Genomic DNA, 15,638 nt, shown 5'->3' on the forward strand with positions numbered 1-15,638 from the left:
GCAGCGGATCAGGCGGCCTGTTTCGGCGGAAACTTCGGCGCGTGCAGGCCCAGACGCATGGCTTCGCGCACCAGCGCCATGATGTCCTCATGGGCCAGGTCGAACAGGCGCTTGAGCTCGGGCAGCACGAAATACAGGGGCTGCAGGATGTCGATGCGGTACGGCGTGCGCATGCATTCCAGCGGGTCGAAGGCCTGGTGCTCGGGCGCATCGGAGAGGCTGTAGACGCTCTCCCTGGGCGACGAAAGGATGCCGCCGCCGTAGATGCGCAGGCCTTGCGGGGTGTCCAGCAGGCCGAACTCGATGGTCATCCAGTAGAGGCGGGCGAGGTACACCCGTTCTTCCTTGCTGGCGGCCAGGCCGAGCTTGCCGTAGGTGTGGGTGAACTCGGCGAACCAGGGGTTGGTCAGCAGCGGGCAGTGGCCGAAGATCTCGTGGAAGATGTCCGGCTCCTGCAGGTAGTCCAGCTCTTCCGGGGTGCGGATGAAAGTGGCGACGGGGAATTGCTGGCTGGCCAGCAGCTCGAAGAAGGTCTGGAAGGGAATCAGCGCCGGCACCCGCGCCACGCGCCAGCCGGTGGTGGCCTGGAGCACCCGGTTGATTTCGCCCAGTTGCGGGATGCGGTCGTGGGGCAGGCCGAGCTGTTCGATGCCGTCCAGGTACTGCTGGCACGCGCGGCCCTCGATCACTTTCAGCTGGCGGGTGATCAGGGTATTCCAGACCTGGTGCTCGGCTTCCGGGTAGTGGATAAAGCCATCTTCATCAGGTTGGCGGGCCACGTACTGCGTTGTCTTCATGGGTGCCCTCATAGGTACTGTGGCGTCGAGGCCTTGTTGTTGTGATGACCAACAGATAGCGCGAGTCGTGCCGCCAATCAGCCCCCTGTTCGCGGTGTTTTCAGGCTGCCAGGGCTGTAATCCGTAAAGAAAAAATTACGCAAAGCGGCGCAGGCATCCGGCCATGGCTTGAAGGTGCGGCTTGGTGTCACATATTCTTGACGGTAATTTCCGGCTGCCTTGCGAAAATCCGCGCCGGAGCGCCCACCACAACGACAACCACGGGCCCGCCATGCGCATCAAAGTGCACTGCCAGAACCGCGTCGGCATCCTGCGCGACATCCTCAACCTGCTGGTCGACTACGGCATCAACGTCAACCGCGGCGAAGTCGGCGGCGAGCAGGGCAACGCCATCTACCTGCTCTGCCCGAACCTGATCAACCTGCAGTTCCAGTCGCTCAAGCCCAAGCTCGAAGCGGTGCCCGGCGTGTTCGGCGTCAAGCGTGTCGGCCTGATGCCCAGCGAACGGCGCCACCTGGAGTTGAACGCATTGCTGGCGGCGCTGGAGTTCCCGGTGCTGTCCATCGACATGGCCGGGCAGATCGTCGCGGCCAATCGGGCCGCCGCGCAGCTGCTGGGCTCGCGGGTCGACGAAGTGCCGGGGATTCCGCTGTCGCGCTACGTCGAGGACCTCGACCTGCCGGAGTTGGTGCGAGCCAACAAGGCACGCATCAACGGCCTGCGCGTGAAGGTGAAGGGCGATGTGTTCCTCGCGGACATCGCGCCGCTGCAATCCGAACACGACGAGAGCGAGGCGCTGGCCGGCGCCGTGCTGACGTTGCACCGCGCCGACCGCGTCGGCGAGCGCATCTACAACGTGCGGCGCCTGGAGTTGCGCGGCTTCGACAGCATCTTCCAGAGCTCGCGGGTGATGGCCGCCGTGGTGCGCGAGGCGCGCCGCATGGCGCCGCTGGATGCGCCGCTGCTGATCGAGGGCGAGACCGGCACCGGCAAGGAACTGCTGGCCCGCGCCTGTCACCTGGCCAGCCCGCGCGGGCAGTCGCCGTTCATGGCGCTGAACTGCGCCGGCCTGCCCGAATCCATGGCCGAGACCGAGCTGTTCGGCTACGGCCCGGGCGCCTTCGAGGGCGCGCGCCCGGAAGGCAAGCTCGGCCTGCTGGAACTCACCGCGGGCGGCACGCTGTTCCTCGATGGTGTCGGCGAGATGAGCCCGCGCCTGCAGGCCAAGCTGCTGCGCTTCCTGCAGGATGGCTGCTTCCGCCGCGTCGGCAGTGACGAGGAGGTGTACCTGGACGTGCGGGTGATCTGCGCGACCCAGGTGGATCTGTCCGAGCTGTGCACCAAGGGTGAGTTCCGCCAGGACCTCTACCACCGCCTCAACGTGCTGTCGCTGCACATTCCGCCGCTGCGCGAATGCCTGGACGGCCTGGAACCGCTGGTGCAGCACTTCCTCGACCAGGCCAGCCGGCAGATCGGTTGCGCTCTGCCCAAGCTCTCGCCCCAGGCGCTGGACCGCCTCGGCCGCTACCACTGGCCGGGCAACGTGCGGCAGCTGGAAAACGCGCTGTTCCAGGCGGTCTCGCTGTGCGAAGGCGGCACCATTCGCCCCGAACACATCCGCCTGCCGGACTACGGCGCGCCGCATCCGTTGGGCGACTTCTCCCTGGAGGGCGGGTTGGACGCCATCGTCGGTCGGTTCGAGAGAGCGGTGCTGGAGCGGCTCTACCGCGAGCACCCGAGCAGCCGGCAACTGGGCAAGCGCCTGGGGGTGTCGCACACCACCATCGCCAACAAGCTGCGCCTGCATGGGTTGGGGCAAAGCGAGGAGTCCTGAGCGACTCCCAGGAATTGAACGCAGCGGGAAAAACAAAACCCCGGCACCGGGCCGGGGTTGTGCACTCGCGTTCGGTCAGCTCGCCGTCACTGCGCCACGCGCGCCATCAACCCTGCCGCCTGGCGCATGCGGGTGATGTATTGCGCCACCTCGCGTTCGGCATCGAAACGGGTGAAGTAGGGCCCTTCGAGAGTCCCTTCGCGGGTGGAGAAGAAGTACTGGCCATTCACCGCGCTGATCCGATCGCTGCGGTAATGGGTGGCCGCCTGATTGTCGCCGACACGTTGTCCCAACATACGCTGACCTCCCGTACAAAAGGATTAATTGATTCGAGTGTATGCCGCAAAGCCCCGCCGTACAGGGGCTGCAGGGGGATGGCGACGAACGGTTGGGTTTTGTCTCAGCGGTGAAACACTTGGCGGGCAGAGCTTCCCGCAGCCTTGGCTATGCTCAGTGTCCAGCGCGCCCGGGGCGCCAGGGCAGGGTCGATACGAGTGCTTGATTTTGGTTATAAGAAAATCAAAATATATTCTTTTTAATGCGTAAAGACCTTGTGCATAGTGGCTACCAACACGAACAAGGAGAGACCCATGAGCTTGCGACTCGGCGACATCGCCCCCGACTTCGAACAGGAATCCAGCGAAGGCCGCATCCGTTTCCATGAATGGCTGGGCAACAGCTGGGGCATTCTGTTCTCCCACCCGGCCGACTTCACCCCGGTGTGCACCACCGAGCTGGGCCTGACCGCCAAGCTCAAGGACCAGTTCGCCGCCAAGGGCGTCAAGGTGATTGCCCTGTCCGTCGACCCGGTGGACTCCCACGTGAAGTGGATCGACGACATCAACGAGACCCAGAACACCGTGGTCAACTTCCCGATCATCGCCGACGCCGACCGCAAGGTCTCCGAGCTGTACGACCTGATCCACCCGAACGCCAACGACACCCTCACCGTGCGTTCGCTGTTCGTCATCGACCCGAACAAGAAGGTGCGCCTGACCATCACCTACCCGGCGAGCACCGGGCGCAACTTCAACGAAATCCTGCGCGTCATCGACTCGCTGCAGCTCACCGACAACCACAAGGTCGCCACGCCCGGTAACTGGCAGGACGGCGACGACGTGGTGATCGTGCCCTCGCTCAAGGACGAGGAAGAGATCAAGCAGCGCTTCCCCAAGGGCTACCGCGCCATCAAGCCGTACCTGCGCCTCACCCCTCAACCGAACAAGTGATTCTCCGCTCCCCATCCGGGGAATCACTCACGCCTCGAGCGGGAAATCGGGCCGGTCCGCCGGCCCCTTTTTTATCTTTCACGCGCGGACCACGCCGCGCTTTTTTATTCGCTCCACCACCAAGGATCTGACTTGCCCGCCAGACGGGAAGAAGACACCAGCCCACGCCAAGGAGAACGACCATGGGTCATTCCACCTGGCGCCGCAGCCTGGCCGTCGCTCTTCTCGCGAGCCTGCCGATCGGCGCCTACAACAGCCCCGCCCAAGCCGCCGACGCACCGAAGGAGGTGCGCCTGGACTACGCCTACTACGCGCCCACCAGCCTGGTGCTCAAGCACTTCGGCTGGCTGGAGAAGTCCCTCAAGCCGCAGGGCACCGAAGTGCGCTGGGTGTTCAGCCAGGGCAGCAACCGTTCCCTGGAATACCTCAACGCCGGCAGTACCGACTTCGCCTCCACCGCGGGGCTGGCCGCCGTACTCAGCCGCGCCAACGGCGCGCCGCTGAAGACCGTCTACATCGCCAGCCGGCCGGAGTGGACCGCGCTGGTGGTGCCCAAGGATTCGCCGCTCAAGTCCGTCGCTGACCTCAAGGGCAAGAAGATCGCCGCCACCAAGGGCACCGATCCCTATCTGTTCCTCCTGCGCAGCCTGCAAAAGGCCGGGTTGGACAAGAACGACGTGGAAATCGTCCACCTGCAGCACCCGGACGGCCGCGCCGCGCTGGAGCAGGGCAGGGTGGATGCCTGGGCGGGGCTGGACCCGCACATGGCCGCCAGCGAACTGCAGGCCGGCTCGCGGTTGCTGTACCGCAACGTCGACTTCAACAGCTACGGCGTGCTCAGCGTCACCGAGAAATTCGAGCAGGAGCAGCCGGAGCTGATCAAGCAGGTCATCGCCGCCTACGAAGAGGCGCGCCAGTGGGCCATCGCCCATCCGGAGGAGACCGCCAAGCTGCTCGCCGAGGAGGCCAAGCTGCCGCTGGAAGTGGCCAAGCTGCAGCTCTCGCGCACTGATTTCAGCAAGCCGCTGCCGGGCGCCGAACAAGTTGCCGCGCTGAAAGCCGCCGCGCCGATCCTGATCGATGAGCAACTGGTTCGCCCGGGCACTGATGTCACCGCCGTGGTGGATCAGCTGATTGCCCCGCAACTGGCCGGCGAGGTGATTGGCAAGGCTGGCGCTGTCGCCAAGGCGGAGCAGTAATCCATGCCAACCCAGAGCCTGCGCCTCGCTCGCCAGCGCCGCCTGCCAAGGCTGCGCTGGCCGCGACTGAGCTGGCGCGCCTGGCTGCTGCCGCTGCTGCTGTGCGCGGTGCTGGAGCTGGTGGTACGCGTCGGCTGGCTGCCCGAGCACCAGATGCCCGCGCCCAGCAGTGTCGCGCTGACGCTCTGGCAACTGGCCCAGGGCGAGCTGTGGAGGCATGTGGCGGCCAGCCTCGCACGGGTGGCTGCCGGCTTCTCCATCGGCGCGGCGTTGGCCATCCTGATCGGCACCTGGGTCGGCCTCAGCCAGCGTGCCGAGGCTTATCTCGAACCGACTTTCCAGGCGCTGCGGGCCATTCCCAGCCTCGCCTGGGTGCCGCTCCTGCTGCTCTGGCTGGGCATCGACGAGACGCCGAAAATCGTGCTGATCGCCCTCGGCGCTTTCTTCCCCGTGTATCTCTCGCTGGTAGCCGGCGTGCGTAACGTCGACCGCAAGTGGGTCGAGCTGGGCCGCTTGTATCACCTCTCGCCCTTTGCCCTGGTGCGGCGGATTCTGCTGCCGGCCGCGCTGCCGAGCCTGTTCACCGGCCTGCGCGGCGCCCTGAGCCTGAGCTGGATGTTCCTCGTTGCTGCCGAGCTGATCGCCGCCACCCGTGGCCTCGGCTATCTGCTCAGCGACGGCCGGGAAACCTCGCGGCCGGACATCGTCATCGCCGCCATCCTGGTGCTGGCAGTGCTCGGCAAGCTCAGCGACAGCCTGCTCAAGGCGCTGGAGCAGCGTGCGCTGGCCTGGCGCGATACCTTCCTGGGCAATGGAGAGAGCTGATGAGCGCCTTGCTGGAACTGCGTGATATCCGCAAGAGCTTCTCCGGCGTGCGGGTGCTGGACGACGTCAGCCTGAGCCTGGCGCCGGGCGAAGTGGTCAGCCTGCTCGGCCCCAGTGGCTGTGGCAAAAGTACCCTGCTGCGCATCGCCGCCGGGCTGGACGACGAGTTCGCCGGCTCGCTGGAGCGCAACCCGCTGCTGGGTTTCGGCCCGGACGGCGACACCGGTCGTGGCGGTGGTGGCGTCGGCGTGGTGTTCCAGGAACCGCGCCTGCTGCCCTGGCTCACCGTGGCGCAGAACATCGGTTTCGCCGACGGCTGGCTGGCCGATGACCACCGTATCGCGCACCTGCTGCGCGACGTGGGCCTGGAAGGCAAGGGTGACCTGCTGCCCAAACAACTCTCCGGCGGCATGGCCCAGCGTGCGGCCATCGCCCGTGGTCTCTATGGTCGTCCGCAGGTGTTGCTGCTGGACGAACCCTTCAGCGCGGTGGACGCCTTCACCCGCATCCGCCTGCAGGATCTGATCCAGCAACTGGCGCTGGAGTACGACATCAGCATCCTGCTGGTCACCCACGACCTCGACGAAGCCTTCTACCTCAGCGACCGCGTCCTGCTGCTGGGCGGCGCACCCAGCCGCCTGCGCCGCGAATTCCCCGTACCGCTGCCGCGCCCTCGGGATCGTCGCGCCGTCGAGTTGGCCTTCCTGCGCGGCGAAGCGCTGACCGAGCTGCACCAGTCTCACGTCATCTGACTCATCACTGTTCTGTGGGAGCGAGCTTGCTCGCGAACCGCTTGATGCCGGAGCTGCCCGGAAAGCGTCCGCGGGCAAGCTCGCTCCTACATTAAAAACAAAATCGCATAACCAAATGAAAAAATAACATTTATTGGAATATGAGGTTGCCTGTTAAGGTCTATGCACATTGGTTAGCAGGGCGGCATTTGTATCGTCCTGATCGTTATAAGGAAGCGTGCAGATGTATGTAGTCACCCTAGCCGGCAGCCCCAGCCAGCGTTCCCGCTCCGGCGTCCTCCTGGACGTCGCACGGAACTGGCTGCACGCCCACGGCGCCGAGGTGCGCTCCTACTCCGTGCACGATTTTCCGGCGGAAGACCTGCTGCATGCGCGCTTCGACAGCCCGCGGGTGGTCGAGCTGATCGAACAGGTCCTGCGTGCCGACGGCCTGGTGATCTCCACCCCGGTGTACAAGGCATCCATCGCCGGTGCGCTGAAGGTCATTCTCGACCTGCTGCCGGAGCGGGCGCTGGCGCACAAGGTGGTGCTGCCCCTGGCTACTGGCGGCAGCAACGCGCACATGCTGGCGGTGGACTACGCGCTCAAGCCGGTCCTCGCTGCGTTGAAGGCACAGGAAACCCTGCATGGGGTGTTCGCCGAAGAGAGCCAGGTGCAATACCCCGAGGGCAATTCCCCGGCGCGCCTGGAACCGACCCTCGAACACCGACTGCTGGAGTCCCTGGAACAGTTCCATGGCGCCCTCGCGCGCCGGCCGAAACCCATCGACCCGAACCTGCTCAACGAACGGCTGATCAACGCCCGCTGGAGCATCTGACAGACAACCCCACGCAGGAGAGCGCCAAGCCCCAACCCGGCAGGCGGCAACTGTGTCACCAACAAGAAAAGGCCCTCACCGTCCCGTCAACGGGACCGCAGGTCCGGCAATCACACTCGACGAAGGATCACTCCCATGCGGACCCTTACTTTGCGTAGTGGACTGGCGGCCCTGCTGATCGCGGCCCTGTCCTACAACGTCCAGGCGGACGAACAACCCGGCACCCTGCGTATCGGCTATCAGAAATACGGCACCCTGGTGCTGCTCAAGGCCCGTGGCACGCTGGAGAAGCGCCTGGCCGAGCAGGGCGTCAAGGTGCAATGGACCGAATTTCCCGGCGGCCCGCAGCTGCTCGAAGGCCTGAACGTCGGCAGCATCGACTTCGGCGTCACCGGCGAAACCCCGCCGGTATTCGCCCAGGCCGCTGGCGCCGATCTGGTCTACGTGGCCCACGAACCGCCGGCGCCGACCAGCGAAGCGATCCTGCTGCCCAAGGATTCGCCGATCAAATCCGTCGCCGAGCTCAAGGGCAAGAAAGTCGCCCTGAACAAAGGCTCCAACGTGCACTACCTGCTGGTGCGCGCCCTGGAGAAAGCCGGCCTGAAATACACCGATATCCAGCCCGTCTACCTGCCGCCGGCCGACGCCCGCGCCGCCTTCGAGCGTGGCAGCGTCGATGCCTGGGTGATCTGGGACCCGTACCAGGCCGCCGCCGAGAAACAGCTCTCCGCCCGCACCCTGGTGGATGGCACCGGCCTTGTGGATAACCACCAGTTCTACCTCGCCACCCGCCCGTACGCGAACCAGCACCCGCAGGTTATCACCACCCTGATCGACGAAGTGCGTTCGGTGGGCGAGTGGTCGCAGCAGAACCCGCAGCAGGTGACCGACCAGGTCGCGCCGCTGCTCGGCCTGCCGGCGGACATCACCTTCACCGCGGTGAAACGCCAGGGCTACGGCGCCCAGCCGATCACCCCGGACGTTACCGCCGCGCAGCAGAAGATCGCCGACACCTTCACCGACCTGAAGCTGATCCCCAAGAAGCTGAGCATCAAGGACGTGGTGTGGACGGCGCCTGCCAAGGTCGCTACCGCCCAATGATTCCCTTGTAGGAGCGAGGGGGACGCCTAGTCCTTGCTCGCGAACCCGCCCAGCTCCAGAGCTGCCGGGAGTCTGTTCGCGAGCAAGCTCGCTCCTGCGAAGAACAGTAGCAACACGTACACCCATCCCATCATCGCGCGGCTACGCCACGCCGGCGCGCTTATCTGGAGTTACAGCGATGAGTCTCAACATCTTCTGGTTCCTGCCGACCCACGGCGACGGCCACTACCTGGGCACCGCCGAAGGCGCCCGTGCCGTGGACCACGGTTATCTGCAACAGGTCGCGCAGGCCGCCGACCGCCTCGGTTTCGGCGGCGTGCTGATCCCCACCGGCCGCTCCTGCGAGGACTCCTGGCTGGTTGCCGCCTCGCTGATCCCGGTGACCCAGCGCCTGAAGTTCCTGGTCGCCCTGCGTCCGGGCATCATTTCCCCGACCGTGGCCGCCCGCCAGGCCGCAACCCTCGACCGGCTCTCCGGTGGGCGCGCGCTGTTCAACCTGGTGACCGGCGGTGACCCGGACGAACTGGCCGGCGACGGCCTGCACCTGAGCCACGCCGAGCGCTACGAAGCCTCGGTCGAATTCACCCGCATCTGGCGCCGCGTACTGGAGGGCGAGACCGTCGACTACGACGGCAAGCACCTGCAAGTGAAGGGCGCCAAGCTGCTCTACCCGCCGATCCAGCAACCGCGTCCGCCGTTGTACTTCGGCGGTTCCTCCGACGCCGCGCAGGACCTCGCTGCCGAGCAGGTCGAGCTGTACCTGACCTGGGGCGAGCCGCCGGCCGCCGTCGCCGAGAAGATCGCCCAGGTCCGCGAGAAGGCCGCCAGGCAAGGCCGCAGCGTGCGCTTCGGCATCCGCCTGCATGTGATCGTCCGCGAGACCAACGACGAAGCCTGGCAGGCCGCCGACCGCCTGATCTCCCACCTGGACCAGGACACCATCGACCGTGCCCAGGCGTCCCTGGCGCGCTTCGATTCCGTCGGCCAGCAACGCATGGCCGCCCTGCATGGCGGCAACAAGGACAAGCTGGAGGTCAGCCCCAACCTCTGGGCCGGCGTCGGCCTGGTTCGCGGCGGTGCCGGCACCGCGCTGGTCGGCGATGGCCCGACCGTGGCGGCGCGCGTCAAGGAATACGCGGACCTGGGGATCGACACCTTCATCTTCTCCGGTTACCCGCACCTGGAAGAGTCGTACCGGGTCGCCGAATTGCTCTTCCCGCACCTGGACCTCGCTCGCCCGCAGCAACCGCAGGAGCGCGGCTACGTCAGCCCGTTCGGCGAGATGGTCGCCAACGACATCCTGCCCAAGGCGGCATCGGCGAGCTGATAAGGCGGTCGGGCGGAAAACGCGCCGCGTGATCCGCCCGACGAAGAATCCGGAGAGACGAAATGAGCAATTCCAATCAACTCGCCCAGCGCCTCGCGCCCTGGGCCCTGCCGGTGGGCCTGGTGGTGATCTGGCAACTGGCGGTGGAATTCGGCTGGCTGTCCAGCCGTATCCTGCCGGCGCCCAGCGCGGTGGCCGAGGCGGGCTACCACCTGGTGGTCAGCGGCGAACTGTGGCAACACCTGGCGATCAGCACCTGGCGTGCCGCCGTCGGCTTCCTCATCGGCGGCAGCATCGGCCTGGTGCTGGGGCTGATCACCGGCCTGTCGAAGTGGGGCGAGCGCTTCCTCGACAGCTCCGTGCAGATGATCCGCAACGTGCCGCACCTGGCGCTGATCCCGCTGGTGATCCTGTGGTTCGGCATCGACGAGTCGGCGAAGATCTTCCTGGTCGCCCTCGGCACGCTGTTCCCGATCTACCTCAACACCTACCACGGCATCCGCAACATCGACCCGGGCCTGCTGGAAATGTCGCGCAGCTACGGGCTGTCCGGCTTCGCCCTGTTCCGCCAGGTGATCCTGCCCGGCGCGCTGCCCTCGATCCTGGTCGGCGTGCGCTTCGCCCTGGGCTTCATGTGGCTGACCCTGATCGTCGCTGAGACCATTTCCGCCAACTCCGGCATCGGCTACCTGGCGATGAACGCCCGCGAATTCCTGCAGACCGACGTCGTAGTCCTGGCCATCCTGCTCTACGCCGTGCTCGGCAAGCTGGCCGATCTCGCCGCCCGCGGCCTTGAGCGCGTCTGGCTGCGCTGGCACCCGGCCTATCAGGTCAAGGGAGGTGCGGCATGAATGCGGTGAACAACCTGCCTCAGAAACTCAAGAAAGGCATCCCGCTGGCGCTGGAAAACGTCCGTAAACGCTTCGGCGAGCGTGAAGTGCTCAAAGGTATCGATCTGCGGATTCCCGCCGGCCAGTTCGTCGCCATCGTCGGCCGCAGCGGTTGCGGCAAGAGCACCCTGCTGCGACTGCTGGCCGGGCTCGACGAGGCCAGCGACGGGCAACTGCTGGCCGGCTCCGCGCCGCTGGACAGTGCCCGCGAAGAAACCCGTCTGATGTTCCAGGACTCGCGGCTGCTGCCCTGGAAGCGGGTGATCGACAACGTCGGCCTCGGCCTCAAAGGCGACTGGCGCAAGAAGGCGCTGGACGCGCTGGAAGCCGTGGGCCTCGCCGACCGCGCCAACGAGTGGCCGGCCAGCCTGTCCGGTGGCCAGAAGCAGCGCGTGGCCCTGGCCCGCGCCCTGATCCACCAGCCGCGCCTGCTGCTGCTCGACGAGCCGCTGGGCGCGCTGGATGCCCTGACCCGTATCGAGATGCAGCAACTGATCGAGCGCCTCTGGCAGCAGCATGGCTTCACCGTGCTGCTGGTCACCCATGATGTCGCCGAGGCCGTGGCCATCGCCGACCGGGTGATCCTCATCGAGGATGGCGAGATCGGCCTGGATCTCAATGTCGAGCTGCACCGCCCGCGCGCCCGTGGTTCGGCACGCCTGGCCGCGCTGGAAGCCGAAGTGCTCGAGCGCGTGCTGTCGCTGCCGGCGCAGCCGCCCGAGCCGGAACCTGTTTCCCCACTGCCCACGCAGCTGCGCTGGGCGCTCTGATCCAACGTTCATCCGAAGACCCCATTCTCCCAAGGAGCTACGCCATGACCATCAAAGCCATCAACGTCCGCAACCAGTTCAAGGGCACCATCAAGGAAATCGTCGAAGGCGATGTACTGTCGGAAATCGACGTGCAGACTGCCGCCGGCGTCGTCACCTCGGTGATCACCACCCGTTCCGTGAAAGAGCTGGAACTGGCCATCGGCAGCGAAGTGATCGCCTTCGTGAAATCCACCGAGGTGTCCATCGCCAAGCTCTGAATGCGGCGCTGGAATACAACGGGCAGTCCGGAAACGGGCTGCCCGTTTCCTTTTGCGCGACGGCTTCCGGGACGCACCGGGGGATTTTGTAGGATGGCTGGAGCGCAGCGACACTCATGCTGTCGGCGCGTGGCCCGATGGGTATCGCAAGCTCCACCCATCCTACGAATAGCCAGGCTTTGCGCCAGCGGCAAACGGCTAGAGCAATTGCTCTACTTCCCTTAGACTCCCGTTCAAACCAACAAGAGAAAGGAGTCCCGCATGTCCCTGAGTCCCTCTGCCTTCGCATTGCTCGGCCTGGTCGCCTGGACCGTGCTGCTGGTTCTGCTGCTGGTCAACCAGCGTGGCCTGCTGGTGATGAGCGGCCGCATGAAGGTCAACGTCTTCGCCGCCGACGGCAGCAACACCCCCGGCACTTTCGGCCAGCGCCTGGTGCGTGCCCACGCCAACTGCGTGGAGAACGTGCCGCTGTTCTGCGCGGTGCTGCTCTATGCGATGGTCACTCAGCAGACGGTAATCACCGACCCGCTGGCGCCAACCCTGCTGGTGGCGCGCATCGTCCAGTCGGTGGTGCACCTGCGCAGTACTTCCACGCTGGCGGTGTGGGTGCGTTTCGCTGCCTTCTTCGTTCAGCTGATCATCCTGATCTGGTGGCTGCTGCGCCTCTCGACCCTGATCTGAGCGGCGACCGGAACAGTTGCGCAACGCAACTGTTCCTATGGGGCGATACCGCCATGACTTAGCATGGCGGACCGCACACGCGTCGAGGCTTCCATGCACGTTTCATCCGGCCGCTGGCAATTCGGCCTGTTCCTGGCCCTGGTCACCGCCGTTCTCTGGGGCATCCTGCCGATCAAGCTCAAGGAAGTGCTCAAGGTCATGGACCCGATCACCGTCACCTGGTTTCGCCTGGTGGTGTCCGGTGGTCTGCTGCTGATCTATCTGGCCTTCACCCGCCAGCTGCCGCGCTTCTCGCCACTTGGCGCGCGCGGCAAGGGATTGGTGCTGCTGGCCATTCTCGGCCTGACCGGCAACTACGTGTGCTACCTGATCGGCCTGCGCATGCTCACGCCGGGCACCACGCAACTGGTGATCCAGATCGCGCCGATCCTGCTCCTGCTGGGCAGCCTGTTCGTCTTCAAGGAGAGCTTCAGCATCGGTCAGGCGCTGGGGCTTGCCGTACTCATCTTCGGTTTCGGGCTGTTCTTCAACCAGCGGCTGGCGGAGCTGTTCAGCTCGCTGGGCGAGTACACCACCGGCGTGCTGATCGTGGTCTTCGCCGCCTTCATCTGGACCTTCTACGGCCTGGCGCAGAAGCAACTGCTGACCCAGTGGACCTCGGTGCAGGTAATGATGGTGATCTACCTGGGCTGCGGTGCGTTGCTCACGCCCTGGGCGCATCCGCTGGAAGCGCTGGACCTCTCGCCGCTCCAGGGCTGGCTGCTGCTGGCCTGCTGCCTGAACACCCTGGTGGCCTATGGCGCCTTCGCCGAGGCGCTGGCGCACTGGGAGGCCTCGCGGGTCAGCGCGACCCTGGCGATCACCCCGCTGGTGACCTTCGCGTCGGTGGCGCTGGCTGCCTCGCTGTGGCCGGAGTTCGTGCTGCCCGAAGACCTCAACGGGCTGGCCTATGTCGGCGCGCTGCTGGTGGTCAGCGGCTCCGCGCTGACCGCGCTGGCGCCTTCACTGTTGCGCAGTTACCGGGCCCGAAGGGCGCGCATCGCCAACCTCTGAATCCCCGAGGGCCGCCGCGAGGCGGCCTTCTGCTATCCAGCGCGCGTGTTCGGCTTCATTTTCGCAAATGATATGTATTATCATTTGTGCAATTCGATGGTTGTCGAGGCCCAGCGCCTCGGTTCGGGGGCGACGTGGTAGCGGGCAATAGCGGGGCAGGGCGGCGACGCCGGGAGGCGTGGGTCGATGGATGAGCGCTTCTCCCGTTCGGTGTCCCAGGCCTATCGCTCCTTCCACGGCGAGCTCCTGCGCTTCCTGCGCAAGCAGCTGGGCAGTTCGGCGGATGCCGCCGACCTCGCCCAGGATGCCTTCGCCCAGTGGCTCAAGTCCTCCTCGCGGCATGAAGTGGAACAGCCGCGCGCATTTCTCTTCCAGGTCGCGCGCAACCTGCTGCGCGACCACTGGCAGCGCTCCCGGCGCTTCTCCAATGAGCCGGAAGAGGCCCTCGACCATGACCAGCAACCGGCCGCCGAAGGAGGCGAACCCGTGGTGCAGTTCGAGCGACAACGTTATCTTCGCCAGCTTTCGAAGGCGCTCGACAGCCTCCCGCCACGGCGCCGCGAGGCCTTCATCCTGCACAAGTTCGATGGCCTTTCGCAGCCGGAGGTGGCCAGGCGCATGGGGATTTCATTGAGCATGGTGGAGAAGCACGTTGCCAGCGCGCTGCTGCATTGCAAGCGTCAGGTTCAGGGAGAGGGCGAAGCATGACGCCGCAGGAAGAACGCCAGCAGGTGATCGACGAACTCGCCGCCAAGTGGTTCAGCCGCCAGCGCGCAGGCGCCTGGGATGCCCGCGAGCGCCAGGCCTTCGCCGACTGGCTGGCGGAAGACCCTGCGCATGAATCCGCCTACCGTGAGATCGAGCAGTTGTGGAGCGATCTCGACCATATCCGCCGACCGGCCATCGTGCCTGGCCGTCGCCCGGCATGGCCTTGGCGCGGGCTCGCGGCTGCCAGTGTGTTCTGCGCGGCGTTGCTGCTGGCAAACGACTTCAGCGGCGGCCGCCTGGCCGATCCGCAACAGGTGCAGACCACCGCTGCGGGCGAGCAGCGCGAGGTGACGTTGGCCGACGGCACGCGGGTTTTCCTCGCGGGGGATTCGTCGTTGCGCGTGAACTCCTCGGATGCGTTCCGCGATGTGCAATTGCTGCGCGGCGAGGCCTATTTCGAAGTCACCCACGATGTTGCCCGGCCCTTCCGGGTGACCTCCGGTGGCAGCCGTGTGCGCGTCCTTGGCACCGGTTTCGATGTGCACCGTACGGACGACGGCCTGACGGTGGCCGTGCGCCACGGCAAGGTGGCCTTGCAGGCGAAACTCGATGCGCGTGACGAGCAGACCCTGACCGCGGGTGATCGCGCCCAGCTTGCTGCAGGGGCAGGGGAGGCGCAGATCGACCGCGTACCTGTCGCCTCCATCGCCGCGTGGCGCGACGGCATGCTCGCCTTCCGCAATCAGCCCCTGGGGGCGCTGGTGAACGAGCTGTCGCAGTACCGCGCTGCGCCCATCCGCCTCGGCGATGAGCGCCTGGCGCAGAGGCCCATCTCCGGCAACGTGCGCCTGGCCCGCCCGGACGACTTCCTCGCGGCCCTGCCGGTACTGCTCGACGTGCGCGTGCAGCGCAAGGCCGATGGCAGCGCCGTGATCCTGCCGCGCTGATCGCCCCGCCCTTGTAGGAGCGAGCTTGCTCGCGAACGTATTTCCCGGAAGCACCGGACCTGGGCCGGTTCGCGAGCAAGCTCGCTCCTGCAGGGGCCCTAACGATTTGACTCCGCGCTGGGGCCGGCCCTCACCCTAACCCTCTCCCAGAGGGAGAGGGGACCGTTCGGTGCCGGGTGAAACCTTCGCGTCAGTCGGCTCGGAATGCTCCCTCTCCCTCCGGGAGAGGGCTGGGGTGAGGGAAGGGACGGGCACCGATATAGTCGAATGAAGACGGTTGCTCCTACCCAACCGGATCACACGTGCCGCAAATCTTTCTTGAGAAATATTTTTATTTGCAGGTGTGGGTTTTTCTCGAGTGAGGGTCTTCCCCGTCATTCGCTGCGAAACGCGCAGCGCTTTTCGTCCCTGGGGAGGGCCTTGCATGCAGTCTCGTTTCAACTTCCCG

At 65.9% G+C, this 15,638-nt stretch carries 17 protein-coding genes; 15 read left to right on the forward strand and 2 right to left on the reverse strand.

All coding sequences use genetic code 11. From position 1 onward, the window contains the following. Positions 1-8: 8 nt before the first annotated feature. Complete coding sequence (phhA, locus tag A9513_RS31440; protein ID WP_037012379.1) at positions 9-797, reverse strand: phenylalanine 4-monooxygenase; 789 nt, start codon at positions 795-797, stop codon at positions 9-11. Between the two features lie 271 nt (positions 798-1,068). On the opposite strand from phhA, the gene A9513_RS31445 reads away from it, so the two are divergent. Then, complete coding sequence (locus A9513_RS31445; protein WP_038803408.1) at positions 1,069-2,631, forward strand: sigma-54-dependent phenylalanine hydroxylase transcriptional regulator PhhR; 1,563 nt, start codon at positions 1,069-1,071, stop codon at positions 2,629-2,631. A gap of 86 nt (positions 2,632-2,717) precedes the next feature. Here the strand turns inward: A9513_RS31445 and A9513_RS31450 are convergent, their stop codons facing one another. Then, positions 2,718-2,927: a DUF6316 family protein gene (locus A9513_RS31450; RefSeq protein WP_037012382.1), complete on the reverse strand. Its 210-nt coding sequence runs from the start codon at positions 2,925-2,927 to the stop codon at positions 2,718-2,720. Between the two features lie 294 nt (positions 2,928-3,221). On the opposite strand from A9513_RS31450, the gene A9513_RS31455 reads away from it, so the two are divergent. The 14 genes from A9513_RS31455 to A9513_RS31520 all read left to right on the forward strand — a co-directional run bounded on the left by A9513_RS31455 (position 3,222) and on the right by A9513_RS31520 (position 15,190). Further along, complete coding sequence (locus A9513_RS31455) at positions 3,222-3,860, forward strand: peroxiredoxin (protein WP_024764389.1); 639 nt, start codon at positions 3,222-3,224, stop codon at positions 3,858-3,860. A 182-nt stretch (positions 3,861-4,042) separates the two neighbouring features. Next, positions 4,043-5,059 carry an aliphatic sulfonate ABC transporter substrate-binding protein gene (locus tag A9513_RS31460; protein ID WP_037012385.1) on the forward strand — a complete coding sequence of 339 codons (1,017 nt, stop codon included), beginning with the start codon at positions 4,043-4,045 and terminating at the stop codon, positions 5,057-5,059. Positions 5,060-5,062: 3 nt separating this feature from the next. After that, positions 5,063-5,884 (forward strand): ABC transporter permease, encoded by an 822-nt coding sequence (locus tag A9513_RS31465; RefSeq protein ID WP_037012387.1) that lies wholly within the window; start codon positions 5,063-5,065, stop codon positions 5,882-5,884. Then, the gene (locus A9513_RS31470) at positions 5,884-6,636 is read left to right on the forward strand and encodes an ABC transporter ATP-binding protein (RefSeq protein WP_065086433.1); all 753 of its coding nucleotides are present in this window, start codon (positions 5,884-5,886) and stop codon (positions 6,634-6,636) included. The genes A9513_RS31465 and A9513_RS31470 overlap by 1 nt, the downstream gene beginning before the upstream one ends. A 223-nt stretch (positions 6,637-6,859) precedes the next feature. Further along, positions 6,860-7,453, forward strand: coding sequence for an NADPH-dependent FMN reductase (gene ssuE / locus A9513_RS31475; protein ID WP_037012392.1), 594 nt, complete (start codon positions 6,860-6,862; stop codon positions 7,451-7,453). A 135-nt stretch (positions 7,454-7,588) separates the two neighbouring features. Then, positions 7,589-8,554, forward strand: a complete 966-nt coding sequence (locus tag A9513_RS31480; RefSeq protein WP_038803409.1) for a sulfonate ABC transporter substrate-binding protein — start codon at positions 7,589-7,591, stop codon at positions 8,552-8,554. 178 nt (positions 8,555-8,732) lie between these two features. Then, positions 8,733-9,881: an FMNH2-dependent alkanesulfonate monooxygenase gene (ssuD, locus tag A9513_RS31485; RefSeq protein ID WP_024764384.1), complete on the forward strand. Its 1,149-nt coding sequence runs from the start codon at positions 8,733-8,735 to the stop codon at positions 9,879-9,881. Positions 9,882-9,943: 62 nt separating this feature from the next. Beyond that, positions 9,944-10,732 carry an aliphatic sulfonate ABC transporter permease SsuC gene (gene ssuC, locus A9513_RS31490; protein WP_024764383.1) on the forward strand — a complete coding sequence of 263 codons (789 nt, stop codon included), beginning with the start codon at positions 9,944-9,946 and terminating at the stop codon, positions 10,730-10,732. After that, on the forward strand, positions 10,729-11,541 hold the full coding sequence (gene ssuB / locus A9513_RS31495; RefSeq protein WP_065086434.1) for an aliphatic sulfonates ABC transporter ATP-binding protein: 813 nt from the start codon (positions 10,729-10,731) through the stop codon (positions 11,539-11,541). The genes ssuC and ssuB overlap by 4 nt, the downstream gene beginning before the upstream one ends. Before the next feature lie 44 nt (positions 11,542-11,585). Beyond that, positions 11,586-11,801 carry a molybdopterin-binding protein gene (locus A9513_RS31500; RefSeq protein WP_065086435.1) on the forward strand — a complete coding sequence of 72 codons (216 nt, stop codon included), beginning with the start codon at positions 11,586-11,588 and terminating at the stop codon, positions 11,799-11,801. 261 nt (positions 11,802-12,062) lie between these two features. Beyond that, positions 12,063-12,482 (forward strand): MAPEG family protein, encoded by a 420-nt coding sequence (locus A9513_RS31505; RefSeq protein ID WP_065086436.1) that lies wholly within the window; start codon positions 12,063-12,065, stop codon positions 12,480-12,482. A 93-nt stretch (positions 12,483-12,575) separates the two neighbouring features. Beyond that, the gene (locus A9513_RS31510) at positions 12,576-13,535 is read left to right on the forward strand and encodes a DMT family transporter (protein WP_045212278.1); all 960 of its coding nucleotides are present in this window, start codon (positions 12,576-12,578) and stop codon (positions 13,533-13,535) included. 186 nt (positions 13,536-13,721) lie between these two features. Further along, a complete protein-coding gene (locus tag A9513_RS31515) occupies positions 13,722-14,243 on the forward strand; it encodes a sigma-70 family RNA polymerase sigma factor (RefSeq protein WP_024764379.1) in 522 nt (173 codons plus the stop codon). Next, positions 14,240-15,190: a FecR family protein gene (locus A9513_RS31520; protein ID WP_065086437.1), complete on the forward strand. Its 951-nt coding sequence runs from the start codon at positions 14,240-14,242 to the stop codon at positions 15,188-15,190. The genes A9513_RS31515 and A9513_RS31520 overlap by 4 nt, the downstream gene beginning before the upstream one ends. Positions 15,191-15,638 lie beyond the last annotated feature (448 nt).

It is taken from the genome of Pseudomonas sp. AU12215 (assembly GCF_001675465.2).
GTDB lineage: Bacteria > Pseudomonadota > Gammaproteobacteria > Pseudomonadales > Pseudomonadaceae > Pseudomonas > Pseudomonas nitroreducens.

Coding starts and splice junctions, on each gene's coding strand:
- phhA (WP_037012379.1), bottom strand. CDS start 797: ATGAAGACAACGCAGTACGTGGCCCGCCAACCTGATGAAGATGGCTTT.
- A9513_RS31445 (WP_038803408.1), top strand. CDS start 1,069: ATGCGCATCAAAGTGCACTGCCAGAACCGCGTCGGCATCCTGCGCGAC.
- A9513_RS31450 (WP_037012382.1), bottom strand. CDS start 2,927: ATGTTGGGACAACGTGTCGGCGACAATCAGGCGGCCACCCATTACCGC.
- A9513_RS31455 (WP_024764389.1), top strand. CDS start 3,222: ATGAGCTTGCGACTCGGCGACATCGCCCCCGACTTCGAACAGGAATCC.
- A9513_RS31460 (WP_037012385.1), top strand. CDS start 4,043: ATGGGTCATTCCACCTGGCGCCGCAGCCTGGCCGTCGCTCTTCTCGCG.
- A9513_RS31465 (WP_037012387.1), top strand. CDS start 5,063: ATGCCAACCCAGAGCCTGCGCCTCGCTCGCCAGCGCCGCCTGCCAAGG.
- A9513_RS31470 (WP_065086433.1), top strand. CDS start 5,884: ATGAGCGCCTTGCTGGAACTGCGTGATATCCGCAAGAGCTTCTCCGGC.
- ssuE (WP_037012392.1), top strand. CDS start 6,860: ATGTATGTAGTCACCCTAGCCGGCAGCCCCAGCCAGCGTTCCCGCTCC.
- A9513_RS31480 (WP_038803409.1), top strand. CDS start 7,589: ATGCGGACCCTTACTTTGCGTAGTGGACTGGCGGCCCTGCTGATCGCG.
- ssuD (WP_024764384.1), top strand. CDS start 8,733: ATGAGTCTCAACATCTTCTGGTTCCTGCCGACCCACGGCGACGGCCAC.
- ssuC (WP_024764383.1), top strand. CDS start 9,944: ATGAGCAATTCCAATCAACTCGCCCAGCGCCTCGCGCCCTGGGCCCTG.
- ssuB (WP_065086434.1), top strand. CDS start 10,729: ATGAATGCGGTGAACAACCTGCCTCAGAAACTCAAGAAAGGCATCCCG.
- A9513_RS31500 (WP_065086435.1), top strand. CDS start 11,586: ATGACCATCAAAGCCATCAACGTCCGCAACCAGTTCAAGGGCACCATC.
- A9513_RS31505 (WP_065086436.1), top strand. CDS start 12,063: ATGTCCCTGAGTCCCTCTGCCTTCGCATTGCTCGGCCTGGTCGCCTGG.
- A9513_RS31510 (WP_045212278.1), top strand. CDS start 12,576: ATGCACGTTTCATCCGGCCGCTGGCAATTCGGCCTGTTCCTGGCCCTG.
- A9513_RS31515 (WP_024764379.1), top strand. CDS start 13,722: ATGGATGAGCGCTTCTCCCGTTCGGTGTCCCAGGCCTATCGCTCCTTC.
- A9513_RS31520 (WP_065086437.1), top strand. CDS start 14,240: ATGACGCCGCAGGAAGAACGCCAGCAGGTGATCGACGAACTCGCCGCC.